Source organism: Mesorhizobium sp. M1078, from assembly GCF_040318615.1.
Taxonomy (GTDB): Bacteria; Pseudomonadota; Alphaproteobacteria; order Rhizobiales; family Rhizobiaceae; genus Mesorhizobium.
On record NZ_JAMYMP010000022.1, the window covers coordinates 38,855 to 54,869 of the forward strand.

Consider the following 16,015-nt stretch of genomic DNA (forward strand, 5'->3'; position numbering starts at 1 on the left):
GTCGGCGTGGGCAGCGCACCGTGACCTTCACGGCGACGAGGTTGGAGCGGATGGGGTCCGGGTCCGGCGGGGCTCCTCGCGGCTGGCTCACATGAGCGCTATCGCCATCGAGTGATTGTCTCAGTCTACATTAGCTCTGGGTCCCGAAAGCGCGTACAGGCCTGAGACGCAGCAAATCCTCTTATCTACCGCCGTTCGGTGTAGCTCCCGTTTAGAAATGCATGATAGACACTCTCGATGCCTTCCATGAGAGTGATCTTTGCCGCCCATCCCAAAGTGCGCAGCTTGTCGACGCTCATCAGCTTTCGCGGTGTACCGTCAGGTCTAGAGTGATCATGCGCGATCTCCCCAGTAAATCCGACTACACGGCAGATCATTCTAGTCAGCTCTAGGATCGTGATGTCCTGTCCGCAGCCGAGATTGACGTGATCATGGTCAGAGTAGTTCTTCAGAAGGAAGACTAATGCGTCGGCGCAGTCGTCGACGTGCATGAATTCCCGACGTGGTGTGCCCGTGCCCCAGATGGTGATTTGCTTATCACTTATGAGCTTAGCTTCATGCGCTTTCCGGATCAGCGCTGGGATGACGTGGCTTGACTGCAAGTCATAATTGTCGCCTGGCCCGTAGAGATTCGTCGGCATAGCGGAGATGTAGTCGCGGCCGTATTGCTGGCGATAGGCTTGAGCCATTTTGATGCCGGTGATCTTGGCGACGGCGTAGCATTCGTTGGTGCGCTCTAGTGGCCCGGTCAAAAGCGCGCTTTCAGGAATGGGCTGTGGTGCCATCTTCGGATAGATGCAAGACGAGCCGAGGAAGAGGACGCGGTCGACATTGTTTTCGTGGGCTGCTGCGAAGATATTGGCCTCGATCATCAGATTGTCGTAAAGAAAGTCGACCGGATAGGTGGCGTTCGCGAGAATACCACCTACCTTTGCCGCCGCCATAATGATAGCGTCCGGTTTCATCACTGCCACGAAGTTTTCAACCTCGGTCTGTCGCTTGAGGTCTAGCTCTCCCCGAGGGGCGGCCACAACTTTGCAGTCTTCAGACGCGAGTCGGCGTACAACAGCGCTGCCCACCATACCTTTGTGGCCAGCGACCCACACGGTTTTTCCGTTCAGATCATACATTACGCTTCCTTCATGACTACAGATGTCTGCATGACCTTCAGGTCTTCGCGCACCATTTCCGCAGCAAGCTCGCGCACGGATGTCTCATGCACCCAGCCGAGCTTCTCCTTCGCCTTGGTAGCGTCACCCAGGAGAAGATCGACTTCCGTGGGGCGGAAGTAGCGTGGGTCCACTTGGACTAGGCATCTGCCGCTCGCTACATCATAGCCCTTTTCGCCGACACCCTTGCCACGCCATTCGATCTCGACGCCGATATCTTCGAAAGCCCACTCGACGAATTGGCGGACAGGAGTCGTTTTGCCCGTAGCCAGCACGTAATCATCCGGTTGATCCTGCTGTATCATCATCCACATACCTCGCACGTACTCACGCGCATGGCCCCAATCGCGTTGAGCATCGAGATTGCCGAGATAAAGCTTGTCCTGCTTGCCCAGGTAGATAGCAGCGGCAGCGCGGCTGATCTTGCGCGTCACAAAAGTTTCGCCACGAAGGGGGCTTTCGTGATTAAAAAGAATGCCGTTGGAAGCGTGCATACCATAGCCCTCGCGATAATTGACGACCATCCAGTAGGCGTAGAGCTTGGCGGCGGCGTAAGGGCTGCGCGGATAAAAGGGCGTCGTTTCGTTCTGCGGTACGGACTGCACGAGGCCGTATAGCTCCGAAGTCGAGGCTTGATAGAAGCGGGTCTTGTCCGTCAGACCGAGGAGGCGAATCGCCTCAAGAAGTCGCAATGTACCGATACCGTCCGCGTTTGCTGTGTATTCAGGTGTTTCGAACGACACCTGCACATGGCTCTGAGCAGCCAAGTTGTAAATTTCGTCTGGCTGAGATTCCTGAACCACGCGGATGAGGTTAGTCGAATCAGTGAGGTCACCGTAATGCAAGATCAGGCGCGGATCGGATTCGTGCGGGTCTTGGTAGAGGTCTTCGATACGACCCGTGTTGAAGGAAGAGGAACGTCGCTTAATCCCATGAACGATGTAGCCTTTTTTGAGAAGAAGACGGGCAAGATAGGCACCATCCTGTCCAGTTATGCCCGTAATAAGAGCAACTTTTCTGCTATCGCCCATTCTATTCCTGCTCTATCTAAAGTTTAAAGTTTCGGCTCCGGCTCGCCACGCCGACACAATGTGCGGCCCGCCCCGTGCCCTATGGAGCACTTCGACAGATGCGGCGCGAAGCTCGTCATTGACAGTCTGCCAGCCGAGCACACCTGCTCTTGCTTGGAGTCACAGCAAAATAGAGTTGCGCCGCTAACTGGGATTCGTACATGCGGTTAGAGTGCCGATCAGCTCACGCCGCGAGCGACTGTACTCCGAGCACCTTGCAGCTGATTTGCTCATTTATCAGCGAGTGAGGACGCCCTTCTTTCTTGCTTCAGCGTCTTCTAATGGGAATTGTTTGGATCAGTGAAATCGATTGTTTGGATAAAGTGCATCCACAGAATGGATGGTCTGACCGAGCAGCCGGGGCGCATCGCCGGCCCGGAGTCGTAGGTCCCGAGCTTCCGTTCGGGGCGAGGACAAAGTTCGTGGCCGCGAGCCCTCACCACAGCATCCGGCACAGGTCGTGCAGAACTTTGGGAGCAGACTGCAGATTCTGTCGATCAGCTGGTTCCAGGCGCGTCGAGCCGTCGACCTCATCTCGCCCGGTACCGGTTGCTGTATGCAGCCTTGCACCTTGGCGTACGGCGTCGACGGAATGATTTGCTTCGGCAGGCAGTGTCGCAGCGTTTCCCGGCTGTTTCGGCTCTATTGGCCGGGCCCGCGTCAGCCGAGCCCTTCATCATGGCATCCAACACATGGATGGCCGGCATCCACTCAATAGATTTTACATATGCCGCGGAAGCCCAGTAGAGAAGGCTGAACCGGAAGCGAGGGCATCGGCTTCAAGCTGTGCGAGCGTCACGGGATTAGTGGGCAGTGCTGAGTGAGCTCTTCTGCCCTATGGCCCGGCCTCTGCCAAGCGCCCGACGTCAGGGTCTACGTGTCGACTAAGGATACCAAACCGGGCAACCTCCTCTCTGAACGAGATTTCCGAAAATGCATGTTAGTGGATTGGAAAAGCGCCGGTTCGTCGTCTCTCGGAGGCGTACGGGGTTCGGTGATTGTCTGTGGTCATTGGCGGCCGCTTGGCGCTACGCGCAGCGGTCGGGACGAACTCTAGTCATCGACTGGCGGGGGGCCTGCTACCTCGACCAACCCTTCACAAATGCGTTTCCGGTGTTCTTCCAGCCGATCAATGACATCGCTGGCGTGCCGGCTATTTCCGACGACCGGATCAACGACGTTTCCTTCCCTGGTCCATTCTTCCCGGAGTGGTGGAACAGGCCGGCGATCGAGTGCCTTTACCGGCCAGATGAGCAGATTTTCCAAGAGCGCGATGAGTTGGGCGAGCTCTTTCAGGCCGAACACGATGTCGAAGCGAACACAGTAGTGTGTGACGCTTGTCTGATGTGGCGGTGCGATGAGGATGCAGAGCGGCAGGTGTTCCAGAGTGTCCAGCCTCGGCCAGAAATTCAAGCCCGCATAGATGCCATTTATCAGGAATGTTTTGAGGGGCACAGCATCATCGGGATTCATGTTCGGCACGGTAACGGTGAAGACATCATGGAGCATGCGCCCTACTGGGCCGATCCGGAGCTCGCCATTCGGCAAGTGTGCGCTGCAATTGACAAGGCTAAGGCGTTACCGCACCCCAGGCCTGTGCGGCTGTTCTTATGCACGGACAGCGCGCGGATACTGGATCTTCTGTCGGCCAGGTTTCCCGATCTGCTCACTGTCCCGAAGCACTTCGGATCCAATCAAGGTGGCCCTTTACACACTGCAGCACTCGGGATTGACGGCGGAATTTCCGCCCTCGTTGAGATGTATCTTCTCGGGCGCTGCGATACCGTAATTCGGTTTCCCCCGACGAGCGCCTTTACACGATATGCACGCCTTTTCGCACCACGGGTAATTGAATTCGATCTGAAAGAGCCAAGTCGTTTGACTTTGATAGAAGGCAGCCAAGTCTCTGATCTCAGTTAAGACCCGCCACCTGCGCAATTCGGCAGACGCAACCAACAGGCATAGTTGAATGCGCATTTCTCACCGACGCCAGTGGAGGCGTCGTACATTACCGATACCGTCGTCATCTGACGCCGCCTGCAACGTGCCAGAACTTCGCTGTTACGCGGGGGCCGCAGACAAGCCAGAGCGACGGCGATCGTGACGCTGACGCTCAAAAGAACGCGGGCGATCACTCCAGAGACGAAATTGAGGTTGGTTATGAAAGTCATTCCCGTGATCATCAGCGGCGGAGCCGGATCGCGGCTATGGCCCGCCTCAAGGCAATCGCACCCCAAACCTTTCCTCAAAATGGCGGATGGATATTCTCTCATTCAGCACACTGTGCTGCGCGCCGCTTCGATAGAAGGTGTCGTGGAACTCGTCGCTGTGACATCCGGGGACCACCTCTTCCTGACCAAGGACGAATTTGACGAACTGGATTCCGTGGTCCTGCCACGCACCTTTCTGCTCGAGCCCGAAGGCCGGGATACGGCCGCCGCCGTGGCTGCAGCCGCGATCCATGCGAGGGCAACGCAAGGCCCTGACGCGATCCTGTGCGTCTTCCCGGCCGATCACCTGATTGGCAACCTGCCTGCGTTTCTAGACGTCATGGGCCTGGCCATGAAACATGCGAAGCTCGGGCGGATCGCCACATTGGGCATCACCCCAACCAGACCGGACACAGCATTCGGCTACATCGAAGCAGATGGTGAGAACGTCGTCCGTTTCGTCGAAAAACCGGATCTGGAGACAGCCAAAGCCTATGTCGCGTCCGAATGCTTCTTCTGGAACGCCGGCATCTTCTGCTTCAGTGCGCAAACCATGCTCGACGAGATGGTTTTGCATTGTCCCGAGGTGCTCCAGGCCGTCGCCGACAGCTACGAGAACGGCCGCGCCAGTCAATGCCAAGGCTTTGCCAAAATCGAACTCGCGCCTGAGCATTTCGGTTCCGCGCCGCGAATCTCGCTCGACCACGCTATCATGGAGAAGACTAACAGACTTGCCGTGGTTCCCTGCGACATGGATTGGAACGACATCGGATCCTGGAACGCAATGGCCGATTTGATCGCCCCCGACGAAAGCGGGAACAGGATACGCGGCGATGTGCATATGGTCGACACGACCGGCACCTATGTGAGCTCCGACAAGCGCGTCATCGGCACGGTGGGCGTAAGCGATCTGGTGATCGTGGATTCCCCGGACGCTTTGCTTGTCACATCCCGCGACCGCGTTCAGGACGTTAAGAAGCTCTTCGAGGGCCTCAAGGCTTCGGGACATGAAGCTCATCTGGTCCATAGCACGGTACACCGGCCCTGGGGTACCTATACGGTTCTGGAGGAAGGCGAGCGCTTCAAGATCAAACGCATCGAGGTAAAGCCCGGTCGCCAGTTGAGCCTGCAGATGCACTATCATCGTTCGGAGCACTGGGTCGTGGTCAGCGGCTCCGCCAAAATCGTCAATGGCGAGCAGGAGTTGTTCCTGGGGACAAACGAATCTACTTACATCCCCTGCGGCCATAAGCATCGGCTCGAGAACCCAGGCAGAATTGACCTGGTTATCATTGAAGTGCAGAGCGGCGATTATCTCGCCGAGGATGATATCGTTCGCTTCGACGACGAATATGGTCGAACGTAGATAACAGTACAAAAAACGTTAAACGGCGAGCCGTCGCTCAAGGATCTCTGTCGTGGGTTCTGGGCCTGACATTGGCAAGCAGCGGGCCGAGCGTGTCATAGTATCCGCCCCGCACTCTCATCAGGCACTCGATCGTGGTCGAAAACATCGGTGAGCGCTTGACAGCTCGCCGTCCGCGGGAACGAAGACTTCAGATATTTCTTAGGCGGACCCGTTGCTCAGCTGTCCAACGGCACAGCCGTATTTCAGCCTGTAGGCGGCAATGAAATCCTCATCGCTGCAGATGCAGCGGCCGCTGGAATCTTTGGCTTTCGGATCATGGAGGTAAGAACCAAGGGGGCGCAGTAGATTCACGCGAGTGCTGGTCGTCGGACTCATCGGAAAACCCGCACTATGCTTGACCAGGTCTGCGGCAAGCATGATCCCGGCAATCGCTGATTGAAAGGCCATCGGAACCACGGTTCGAAGGAGACGACTTCCATCGCTAAGCTGGAACACCAGGCCGCCGCAGATAACCTGCTGATAAAAGGAACGGAGGGGCTGGCCAACAAACGCGGCGAGCGGCTCAAACGGGCCATCGCCGTAGCCACCCGAGCTACGAACTCATTGGGGACTCCGGTATTGGTCTGCAGGAGCGTTTTTACCTCCTCGTGTGCTTCCGGCATTCCGAGTTCCTCCGCGACCAATTGGTGTTCGTCCTTGGATTTCCCGGTCGGCATGTACATGCAGCAAAGGCAAGCCTGGCAGTCATCGAAACCATGCCGCGAGATGCCTAGATCTTGCTCCTGAGTCCAGGCGTTCGCGATCCATCTGGGCAGAGCACCTTGGACAGCTAGACGGTCGGCGGCGGTGTCAAGCGCCACACCCACTCGGTCGAATACCCGGTCGCCCCGGCGCGCAACATATTCTGCCCACTTCATAGGGTGCGCCTCGACCTCAAGGGCGGTGGACCGAAGGGCGTGGGTTGCTAGGGGCCGCCTTAGAGAGGCCGACCTCCGCCTGACCTGCCAACACGTAGCGCTGCAGGTTTGAGAGTTCGATAGCTTCGTGATCAACTACATGCAGGCGCCCGGACAGACCGGATTGCCTCGCCAGCGCCCAGAGCGAGCTATGGCCCATCGCGCCGAGCCCAACGAGGTGCGTTTCACCGAGGTCGACAGGGAAGTCTAAGGGGATGGAATCGCCGGCGTTGCTCTTGTTGTAGGTATATAAACAGAGGTCGATGTTCTCGTCCAGCTCCGCGCCGGTCAGCTGGGAAGCAAAGACGGTTCGAAAGACGTTGGCGGCGGCAAAGCAGCTTGCGGCGCCGGCTCCATACGCCAGGCAATTCGCGGAGGTTGAGAATGGCGCGATCGGCGAAGCTGTCGCCGATAGCGAAATTGAAGCTCAGGATCTGTCGGTCCTCGTCGAGTTCCAGTTGTTGGTAGGTCGCCTCGGCTCGCCCCGCGATCATATAAAAGTCGCTCTGGCGAAATTGCTCGACGGCTTCCGACTCGTTCTGAAGCCATACCACCTCCTGATTGGAAATCGGCGGATAGACGGTCTCCAGAATGGTAAGCTTAGATTTGGTGCTGGTCGCGCTGATAGCCCAGGCCTATTTCCTTTGTGGACGCGCCGCAGAAACGTCCTTGATCGATTGCAGACATAATGTCATCCGCGATGCTTTGACAGGTGCGTGAAATCTTAGTCTGCGAATGCGTACGCATTCCAGCACGCGACGAGGAAATCGGCCACTCGGCGCGCCCGTACGGTGTCACTGTGTGCAATGGCGACAAGGCGTTCCAGCGCCTCAATCACGTTGGTGATACTGACCGTGCCGCCTTCAGTCAATTTGTCCCTCCTGAAAATCCGGCGGGCGCAACGCAAACAAGTCGATCACCACACTCCTCGCGGGTGCGACAGGAGTGGCGCTGGCTGTCTCATGGCAATTCCGAGACACACACGCCCAGCATGGCGCTTGAGGTCGTGGCCGCCTGCGCGCGCGATGGATCGACCATATGATCCCCACGCAGCCCTGATTGGCATTGGCATGGCGATCGTTCCTCGGAGGCTGCTCGCTGCATCCTCCCAGCATAACGCGCGCAGAAACTCCTCGTGGGTCAAGCTGCTAGGGCAAACTCTCACCGTTGAGAAAGGGGCCGCACGAACGCCGGGAGGTCCTTCGCCCGCCGGATAGAGAATGCCGCCACCCCAATTAAGGATGACGCACGCCTTCGCGCGCTTCCACTTCTCGACGAACTGCGATGCGCCGGCGATAGAAGGTGCCCCGAGCCCGCCACATTTTCGGTGGTCGATGCCACTAGCTTATGAGAACCTATTTTTATCATAAGCTTGTGGGAGCCGCCAATGGGGGTGCTTTTTTCTCGTCGAACCGTCCTTGCGGCGATCGACGTTCTGGAATCGGTTTCGAGCCAGGCCGAAACCAGCGCACTGTTCATCGAATTCGGACCGGACATATATCGGCATCTTCGTAGCGACGGCTTCAGCGTCAAAAAACGCATGAATGACCTCAAGGCGTTTGTGGATGCGAACCCCGAGCAGCCGGTTGACGGTGGTCTGCTGGAAAACGTTTTGGTTGAACTGGCTGTCCAGCACATGCCGTCCGAGGAGCCGGAATACCCTTGGTCTGAGCCTGTCACTCTTCACCCGGTGTATGTGCCGCTCAAGCATGCCTTAGCGCAGGACGACTACGCAGTTGTGGCAGGCAAGCTGCGCCGCACGTTGCCAGAGGATATAGGCATGCCACAGGTTCAGTCCGAGATGACGGTGCTGCTCGACCGACATGGTTTCACTACCGCGCAGGGACATCTAGACCAGGCGCTCGACGCTCACGCGCGAGGCCAATGGGCCAGCGCCAATGGGCAGCTTCGCAATTTTCTCGATTCGGTGCTCGACGGGATGTCGGAGAAGATCGATTCATCTGCAGCGGGACTCGCTAGCGGCCAGCCACGACGGACCAAGCTCGCAGCCGCAGGTTTTCTGAGCATACCGCTTAACGAATGGACAATGACGGCCGAGGGTTCCTCAATGGCCTTTTCAAGCGGCTGGCTCCGGCGGGGTCGCATCCGGGGCTTTCGGAACCCGACGACAGCACATTTCGGCTACACGTCGTGCTCTTGACCGCCGCCCTCCTGCTTCGACGATTTGACGCGTGGGGTAAGCCATGAACCAGCTCGTCGGGTTTTCTGCTCTTCTGCTCCATCAGTTCCCGTGGTCGACGCCGCCGGCGAGCGCGCCCGCTGGCGGTTTCTGTAATTCTTCACCGCGCATATCCGCAATCCGAACACCCGCCGCGCTTACAGCAGGGATGTCGGCCAGTTCCTCGAGTGGTGCCAGGCGCAGGGCGTGCGCGACATTCCTGACGGACCGCAAAGCGCCCAATCTAAGCCGCTCCGGATCGAATCCGCTGATCTCGAAACCTGCCGTAAGTTCATAATTAGCATGGCCGCATATTTTGGCTGCGGCACGTATGTGTTTGAGCAGCTTTTTGCTCGTCGCCTCTCTCGAACTTAGCAACGGGAGAATTTTCACCCCAACGTACTTCCCGCGTGAGTCGCGTGCGCCACTAGCAAGACCGCTTTTTAAATAGGTCGTCAAAAATGCGATCGGCACCCCATGCCTGGGCGGATGTGAAGGCAAGCAAGCGTTCATCCTCAGGGTTAAGCGGTTGCTCTCCTGGCTTATAGCTGAGATCGTGCTCTGCTTCGGACCATGCGTGCTGAAAAAGGGTCTTGATCTGCAACTCAAAGACATCCGGGACGAGTGCCTTGTCCTCAGCAGCGCCATACAGGTCGCTCGGCATTAGGAGGATGTGGTGCCTACCAAAGTATCCAAACTCCCATTGGTGCTGAGGAACGACGTGTTTCGATTCGATTGGTCGAAACTCCCGAAGGATGACCTCTTCGATCACCGGAACGTCGCTCGAATAGAAGGCAACTATCCTCGCGCCGATCTGATCTTGAATCTGGTTGAGCGGATCATCGTATTTCAGCTTATCACCGTCCGCCTTCTCCGCCTTGCTCATGAAGCGATCGATTGACTTTGGACGTGCGGTCACGCGGTCAACGCGAGGGGTGCCCGCAATGATTTCGGTCAGATTGCCGATCAACGCTGTCGCTACCGGTGTCAGCGCTTTGGTGTACCGGTTCGTATAGTCAGTTCGAAGGTCCGTCATTTTGACCTCGCTATCTTCTCGGTCACGACAGAACCTATAGTGGAGTACTTGTATTCTCCGTCAACTTCAGCGTGGACCGGCTCCTTCGTGAAGACCTCATCAAAGTCGGCCGACGGCGCGGTAAGCACCGCTCCGGAGCTCAGCTCCACGGTGCGGTACGGCACCTGCTCAGTGAAGACAGGAGCGTCGAAAACGAAATTCTCAGCCTGGATTGTCGGATCCTTTATCTCGGCGAGGATTGCGTTGCGGGTGGGCTCAGAGAAGTGGAAGTGGTCAAGAAAGCCGTTCACGCTCGTGGTCTGTCCCTGCATACCTGGGCCGAGAGTGACCGCCGACGCGATCTCACTTTTGACGGTTACGTCCTTGGCTTTGCTGACCGCTGCTTTGAGCGCGAGCGCAAGCCGGCGCGTTCCGCGGGTAGGGGTCGTGCGAAGGGCGGAATCGAGGAAATCGTTGATCCAGTATTGAGAGACCTCACGCTCTCGACTCTCGATCTGTTTGTCGATGGCGCGGCCCGTCCAGAAGCCATTGGTCAGCGAAGTATGCTGGTAGACGACCGCTTTGTATGAGTAAGCGTTTCTCATAAAGACGCGCTCAAGAAAGGCGAGTGTCAGGGTTGCCGCTTCTGTCTCCGCCAACACTGCACTGTGAGCTGGGAAGCGCGACACCACGATCTTACGGTTTTGGCCGTCCTGACCCGCTACGAGAAACAGCAGTCCCAGGCCTGACCGTTTGGTGGTGTGCTGCGCCAGCCGCTCGGCCAATAGACGGCCGGTGTCGATCGTCCCGTTGGTGAGGTGATTGATCAGAAGCGCTCGGCATGGGTTCCTCTGGGTGCCGTCTGCTCCCAGGCTGAACGCAATGTCGATTGTATACTCGTTGTCTGAGCGCAGATATACCTCTTCCAACAGGTCGAAGAGCTTACCCTGTAGTGGAACAACAGAGCCATTGATAGCGTCGATCTCGTCGGCACCTTTGCCAGGATAGACAAGGTATGTATAAATGCTTTGAATGGGCACGCTATTCCCCCTGAAGTAAGTGCAGAAAAATCGAAAAATCGCCCCTTCGCTGCGGCTTGCTCCGCCACGTAGAAGCTTCTAGCACGAAATGTATCTCAAGCATTCGCTTGAAGATTGTCAAACGGCAGGCGCTAGAATGCGCTGCCGAAAGGAAACTGACCTCGCCACGATGCGATCTCCGTCAACGGGAATCTCTCATCGGGCCATTCTCAGCCTTCGCTATACGGGACAGAAGGCCGGCTATCGCTGATGAGCGATAACGACATCTGCCGGTTCGCTACCGGCCCAAACGCTGCGGGCGGCAATGCGCCTCAATGTCGGTCGCAGAGTTCAGTTTTGCGGTTGCCCAAAGCAGATGAGGTGGATGGCTCCCGCTCCCGGCATCTGAGTGCCACAGTGGGTTTGCTGTCAGGCAACCCGAGCAAAGGAGCCATCCGCCATGCAGATTACCACCGTGGGCCTCGATCTGGCCAAGCGCATTTTTCAAGTTCACGCCGTCGACGCGTCTGGAGACGTTGTTGTGCGCAAGGCACTGCGCCGATCGCAAGTTCTGCCGTTCTTCGTCAAGCTACCGCGCTGCCTGATCGGGATCGAGGCCTGCGGGACGTCACATCACTGGGCTCGAGAACTGACGGAGCTCGGCCATGAGGTCCGCTTGATGCCGCCGAGCTACGTGAAGCCTTATGTGAAGCGCGGCAAGAATGATGCGGTGGACGCGGAAGCGATCTGCGAAGCGGTGACACGCCCGACCATGCGCTTCGTGGCGATGAAGTCGGCCGAGCAACAGGCGGCCCTGTCGCTTCACCGCACACGCAATCTTCTGGTCAAGCAGCGCACGCAACTCGTGAACATGATCCGCGGCTTGTTGGCTGAGTTCGGCATCGACATTCCCCAAGCTTTGGAGCGGGCGCTCAGGCTGGCGCACCAGATCGCCGCGAAGGAAGCGACGCCGGAAGTGCCGGCAATGGCAACGCAGGTTCTCGGTCTCCTGTGCGGGCAGGTGCTCGACACCCATGTTCGTCTCCAGGCGATCGACCGTTCGATCAGTGCCCTCCAACGAACCGACGACGTCGCACGACGCTTGTCGACGATCCCCGGTATCGGTCCGGTAGGGGCTACAGCGTTGGCGGCCTCGGTTGCCGATCCGGGTCAGTTCCGCTCGGGTCGAGAGTTCGCCGCCTGGCTTGGGCTGACACCTTCGCAAAACTCGAGCGGCGGCAAGGATCGGCTCGGCCGCATCACCAAGATGGGCGACCGGTATCTGAGAAAGCTCCTGGTGGTCGGCGCTACATCGTTGATTCGTCGGGCGAGATACAAACCGGAGACAGCGGATCCGCGCCTCCTCGCGTTGCTCGCCAGGAAGCCAGCGCGCGTGGCAAGCCTAGCCATGGCAAACAAGATGGCCCGCGTGGTGTGGGCGATCATGGCGCGCGGCGAAACCTATCAAGCTCGCCATGCCGCGAGCCTTGCGGCGTAAGGTTCGAAGAGGATGAAATTTTAAGGGCAGAGAACAGTTCGAGCCGATCGATCGGCTCCATGAGGTTGTGAGAGCGACGCGATGTGATGGCGAGACACAGGGACAACCCGTCGAATGTCCGAGGCATCATAGCCTGATAAGCAGATTGGGACCCAGTTCGCCGACCCCATCAGGGCCAGCAGTCTCGAATGGCTGCATCAACAGGCCGGACAGAAGACTGCACCCGACCAACGCGCCATAATGTCGAATTACCGTCTTGCATCGCGGGAGCCATCCACAGAAGACAATCCCGCGATCGCTGGGGTCGCGGCTGCGCCAGAAGCGAAACACTGGCGAACTATGCACCCGAGCGGCGCCTATTCCCTTCCCAGCGCTTATTGTTTGGCAGGACTGCGGACCGAGCGGATCGGGTGGCTGACGTAGATAGGCGTCATATTCGGAATGCCGACGGCGATTAAGGCAGGGAGTAGTCGCGGGCCTTTTCTATGCAATCGGCGAAGAGCCCTGGTTGGCGTTCAGCCAGGTCGAAATATCCCTCCAGCAGTTGCCCAGGAGTCGTCCTCAGAGACTCGGGCGCAACGGCGACTCTCTCCAGCAGGGGAACGAGGGGCGACCCCGTTAAGGATTTGATTGTTCGGCCATCAAGCGCCAACCGAACATGAGTGGGAACTAAAGCGAACAGGATCAGCGTGTGAACCTGTCGGACAAACACGGCATTGGCGAACGCTTCCAAAGCATCGGACCTGTCGAATTCCCGCAGTGAGTGGTGGTTGGGATGCAAACTGGTCCAACGGTGCCACCAGCGGCTTTCCCGCGGAAATCCTGCAGTGGCGAATGTCCCCAGCGGGTTAGCCTCGGTCTTGCGTCGTGATGGATAGGCCACCGCTTCTGGAGCGCGTGTGCGCCTGGCCCCAACCATTTTCGCGCGAATAAAAAGCCGCGACGTTTCCGCGTGTATCTCGTCGCCTCTAGCATCAAACTCTCGGCGGTGTCCTCCCCATTTCAAATACTCGGACAGGCGATATCCGGCGACTTTGTCGTCGATGATAACTTCGTCGGCTTCAGGCACAAAAATGCACGATACCGCTTCGTCGGCGCATGCGCAGCAAGCGTGATAGCCGGGATATTCTGCAAGAAAACTTTTTGTCGTTCGAGCGATGCCTTCGATCAGATCTTGCGGCGCCGATAGTGCGGAAGCCGTCATAGAGGCGATGAAACCCCCACCATAGATGGTGTCGGCGTCGGCTTGAAGGATCAAGAACTCATTGTTGGGAATACTAAGTTCAGCGGCGAAGGTCTCCGCCATCGACACTCCCAGGTGACGCGGCGGCACGTAGCCGCGCTCGAGCGTCTGCCCCAACAGCACTGTTCCCACATTGGCATTCTTGATGTGATCCATCACATCAAGAGTGCCGTCAGTCGAGCCGTTGTCGACCAGGATCAACACTGTATCGGGAGGAGTGGCACCCCTGCTGAAACCGAGCGAAATGCAGGTCTCAAGAAGCGAGGCCGCTTCATTCAGGCAGGGAACAACGACGGCTGTGTACACGGAAGCCTCGTGAAGAGAGAACGTTGGCCAAGCGCTGTTGGAACCGGTGCGATCGCTTTAGCACCTGCGTTGCCATGTGGAGCGACGCCCGACAATGCGCGGAACAAGGGACATGGCTGATGAGGGCGCGGCCTGCTGTGTAATGTGAGACCGATGTCAACGAGAAATTCCCCACGTGACGCCGCATAGAGATTTGCTCCGACCAATCGTCCAGGTGCATTTCACCGACACGCCGCGCTATGCGGGCACAGCATCGCGGATAGCCAAGCCACTGTCCCAGCCAGACCGTGTGATCACCGACGGTCTGGTCGATGGCGAGAAGCCGCCGAACGAGCACAGAACGTTTTGAGAAGACGACAAAATTATCCCGATCGCGGCAAAAATAGAGCCCTTTGAGCCTCGCCCATCGTCCGATCTCAGCATCGCGGACCTCGCCCTGCACTTCGGTCCGAAACGCGGGTCGCACATTCAGCGTCACTTGGTACAGATCCACCATTGATGACGGCTTTAGCCAGTTTGGTCGCATCATCACGCCGCGCGTCGCCAGACCATAAGAAGCTGCGTCGCCCCCGGTCGCGCGTCTTCTTTGAACCCAGCTTCCTCCGCTGCCCGTCGCGAGGCAAGATTTGACTTGCGCATGTGGGCATAGATCACGTCGTATCGGCTCGCCTCGCATGCCTTGCGGTAAGCAACTCTACCGATCCGCCGACCCTGACTTGGTTTATTGAGATAGATCTGAATAGACGCGTGGCGGCCCACCGGAGGCTCATCGATGACATTGATGAAGACAACGCCTGCCCGTCTGCCATTAGTTTCAATTTTCCAGGCCTCACCGCCGGGCCCGCCGCCACGTTCAGCTGTCCCTTTGGTGGGCGTGAGGACGACAAGATCAGGTTGAACAAACTCGAGGCTCGGTTTTGCCCGCACGGCTTTGGGTTTCGGCGTTGGGTGCTTAGGGCTGCGGCGAGGCGCTGCTGTTGGGGAAGGCTTAGCGCTCATAGATCCGCTCCAACGCCGGCACAATTCGAGCTGTGGCCTCTTGCCAATATTCGGCCGGGAAAAACCCTGGTGAATAGGCGACCACGATATCGACAAGCTGCGAGCCAAGACCGGACCAGTTAAGGGCGGCGGTCATGTCGTCAATCTTTCCCAAGATATGGTCCAAAGCTGGATCGAAGGGCTTCTCACGGCTCTTCCAATCTGTATCCCCGTCATAGCGATTGTTAAAGAAATCCATATCGATATGAAGGACCGTTGGCTGGGCTGGTAGGTCTTCGAGCCAATCATCGATGTCGGGGGTCGAACGATACAGCCCAGGGCCGGTCTGCCTTGAAGTTGGCGTCAAATGTACTGCGGGCCGGAATTGGCTTGGATCCAGCAAATCGTCAGCCTGTCTGGTCAGTCCAATTGCGAAATCTTGGGTCTTGGTGACCTTTGGCGGTTGACACAGCTGGCGTACCTCAGCCTTCGGAAAACCGTGTAGAAAAGGCGTTAGAAAACTACCCATCCCGATGGCTCCGCTTTCTATGGCCGCGCGCACAGACGCGGGATTGCCAAGATCGCAAAACTCCCCGGTGATGGCGTCTTTCCACCTCCCGTTTTCCTCGAATAGGCGAGGACTCGCCAGATCCCGGTGGTCGTCTACGTGTAGGATTAGCACATGCTCGTCTGCACGGACGCCGGCGGCATCCACCCATTCACTCCAGCTTTGAAGGGTCCAGGAATCATATAAAACGCTCAGCACGTGTCGCTTACGGGTGCGGGCCAGGGCCATCGTCGGTAGGGTGACGTTGCCATTCCACCATGCCAACCCCTCTTGCAGCCGTGGATCGACATGCCTTTCGAGACCATCCGGCCAGGATAGGTTCAAATGCCATCCTGCCGCTCCCAGAATGGCATCTGCATCCTTGTCACAGAAATAGTCGCGAAGAACCGCGTGTCGCCTGGACTTGGATGCCGGCAGGCGATCGACCGGGAGCAT

The 16,015-nt window shown here is 57.8% G+C and carries 15 protein-coding genes; 5 read left to right on the forward strand and 10 right to left on the reverse strand.

Annotated elements, in window-relative coordinates; all coding sequences use genetic code 11:
* Nucleotides 1–185: 185 nt before the first annotated feature.
* On the reverse strand, nucleotides 186–1,130 hold the full coding sequence (fcl, locus tag NKH38_RS23760) for a GDP-L-fucose synthase (RefSeq protein ID WP_023689384.1): 945 nt from the start codon (nucleotides 1,128–1,130) through the stop codon (nucleotides 186–188).
* Nucleotides 1,130–2,200: a GDP-mannose 4,6-dehydratase gene (gene gmd / locus NKH38_RS23765; protein ID WP_023692482.1), complete on the reverse strand. Its 1,071-nt coding sequence runs from the start codon at nucleotides 2,198–2,200 to the stop codon at nucleotides 1,130–1,132. The genes fcl and gmd overlap by 1 nt, the downstream gene beginning before the upstream one ends.
* Before the next feature lie 972 nt (nucleotides 2,201–3,172).
* Here gmd and NKH38_RS23770 point away from each other — a divergent pair.
* Together NKH38_RS23770 and NKH38_RS23775 are read left to right on the forward strand one after the other, a co-directional pair.
* Nucleotides 3,173–4,159 carry a nodulation protein NodZ gene (locus NKH38_RS23770; protein ID WP_352763735.1) on the forward strand — a complete coding sequence of 329 codons (987 nt, stop codon included), beginning with the start codon at nucleotides 3,173–3,175 and terminating at the stop codon, nucleotides 4,157–4,159.
* A gap of 240 nt (nucleotides 4,160–4,399) precedes the next feature.
* The gene (locus NKH38_RS23775) at nucleotides 4,400–5,815 is read left to right on the forward strand and encodes a mannose-1-phosphate guanylyltransferase/mannose-6-phosphate isomerase (protein ID WP_023689381.1); all 1,416 of its coding nucleotides are present in this window, start codon (nucleotides 4,400–4,402) and stop codon (nucleotides 5,813–5,815) included.
* 936 nt (nucleotides 5,816–6,751) lie between these two features.
* On the opposite strand, the gene NKH38_RS23780 is transcribed toward NKH38_RS23775, so the two are convergent.
* The gene (locus NKH38_RS23780) at nucleotides 6,752–7,138 is read right to left on the reverse strand and encodes a ThiF family adenylyltransferase (RefSeq protein WP_245262711.1); all 387 of its coding nucleotides are present in this window, start codon (nucleotides 7,136–7,138) and stop codon (nucleotides 6,752–6,754) included.
* Between NKH38_RS23780 and NKH38_RS23785 the strand changes: the two genes are divergently transcribed.
* On the forward strand, nucleotides 7,038–7,463 hold the full coding sequence (locus NKH38_RS23785) for a hypothetical protein (RefSeq protein WP_352763738.1): 426 nt from the start codon (nucleotides 7,038–7,040) through the stop codon (nucleotides 7,461–7,463). The genes NKH38_RS23780 and NKH38_RS23785 overlap by 101 nt on opposite strands.
* A gap of 35 nt (nucleotides 7,464–7,498) precedes the next feature.
* On the opposite strand, the gene NKH38_RS23790 is transcribed toward NKH38_RS23785, so the two are convergent.
* Nucleotides 7,499–7,645: a DUF7673 family protein gene (locus NKH38_RS23790; protein ID WP_023740436.1), complete on the reverse strand. Its 147-nt coding sequence runs from the start codon at nucleotides 7,643–7,645 to the stop codon at nucleotides 7,499–7,501.
* 516 nt (nucleotides 7,646–8,161) lie between these two features.
* On the opposite strand from NKH38_RS23790, the gene NKH38_RS23795 reads away from it, so the two are divergent.
* Complete coding sequence (locus NKH38_RS23795; RefSeq protein ID WP_023729039.1) at nucleotides 8,162–8,935, forward strand: hypothetical protein; 774 nt, start codon at nucleotides 8,162–8,164, stop codon at nucleotides 8,933–8,935.
* 81 nt (nucleotides 8,936–9,016) lie between these two features.
* Here the strand turns inward: NKH38_RS23795 and NKH38_RS23800 are convergent, their stop codons facing one another.
* From NKH38_RS23800 to NKH38_RS23810, 3 genes are read right to left on the reverse strand one after another with little or no spacing between them, the layout of a single operon-like run.
* Nucleotides 9,017–9,346, reverse strand: coding sequence for a hypothetical protein (locus NKH38_RS23800; RefSeq protein WP_156933879.1), 330 nt, complete (start codon nucleotides 9,344–9,346; stop codon nucleotides 9,017–9,019).
* A gap of 34 nt (nucleotides 9,347–9,380) precedes the next feature.
* Nucleotides 9,381–9,989: a GTP pyrophosphokinase gene (locus NKH38_RS23805; protein WP_352763743.1), complete on the reverse strand. Its 609-nt coding sequence runs from the start codon at nucleotides 9,987–9,989 to the stop codon at nucleotides 9,381–9,383.
* Nucleotides 9,986–11,008, reverse strand: coding sequence for a hypothetical protein (locus NKH38_RS23810; protein ID WP_352538345.1), 1,023 nt, complete (start codon nucleotides 11,006–11,008; stop codon nucleotides 9,986–9,988). The genes NKH38_RS23805 and NKH38_RS23810 overlap by 4 nt, the downstream gene beginning before the upstream one ends.
* A 439-nt stretch (nucleotides 11,009–11,447) precedes the next feature.
* Between NKH38_RS23810 and NKH38_RS23815 the strand changes: the two genes are divergently transcribed.
* On the forward strand, nucleotides 11,448–12,485 hold the full coding sequence (locus NKH38_RS23815) for an IS110 family RNA-guided transposase (protein WP_352763746.1): 1,038 nt from the start codon (nucleotides 11,448–11,450) through the stop codon (nucleotides 12,483–12,485).
* Between the two features lie 454 nt (nucleotides 12,486–12,939).
* On the opposite strand, the gene NKH38_RS23820 is transcribed toward NKH38_RS23815, so the two are convergent.
* The 3 genes from NKH38_RS23820 to NKH38_RS23830 all read right to left on the reverse strand — a co-directional run bounded on the left by NKH38_RS23820 (nucleotide 12,940) and on the right by NKH38_RS23830 (nucleotide 16,015).
* Nucleotides 12,940–14,034: a glycosyltransferase family 2 protein gene (locus NKH38_RS23820; protein WP_023729041.1), complete on the reverse strand. Its 1,095-nt coding sequence runs from the start codon at nucleotides 14,032–14,034 to the stop codon at nucleotides 12,940–12,942.
* A gap of 528 nt (nucleotides 14,035–14,562) precedes the next feature.
* A complete protein-coding gene (locus NKH38_RS23825) occupies nucleotides 14,563–15,033 on the reverse strand; it encodes a GNAT family N-acetyltransferase (protein WP_084566806.1) in 471 nt (156 codons plus the stop codon).
* A complete protein-coding gene (locus NKH38_RS23830; protein WP_031202937.1) occupies nucleotides 15,023–16,015 on the reverse strand; it encodes a hypothetical protein in 993 nt (330 codons plus the stop codon). Before NKH38_RS23830 ends, NKH38_RS23825 begins: the two co-directional genes overlap by 11 nt.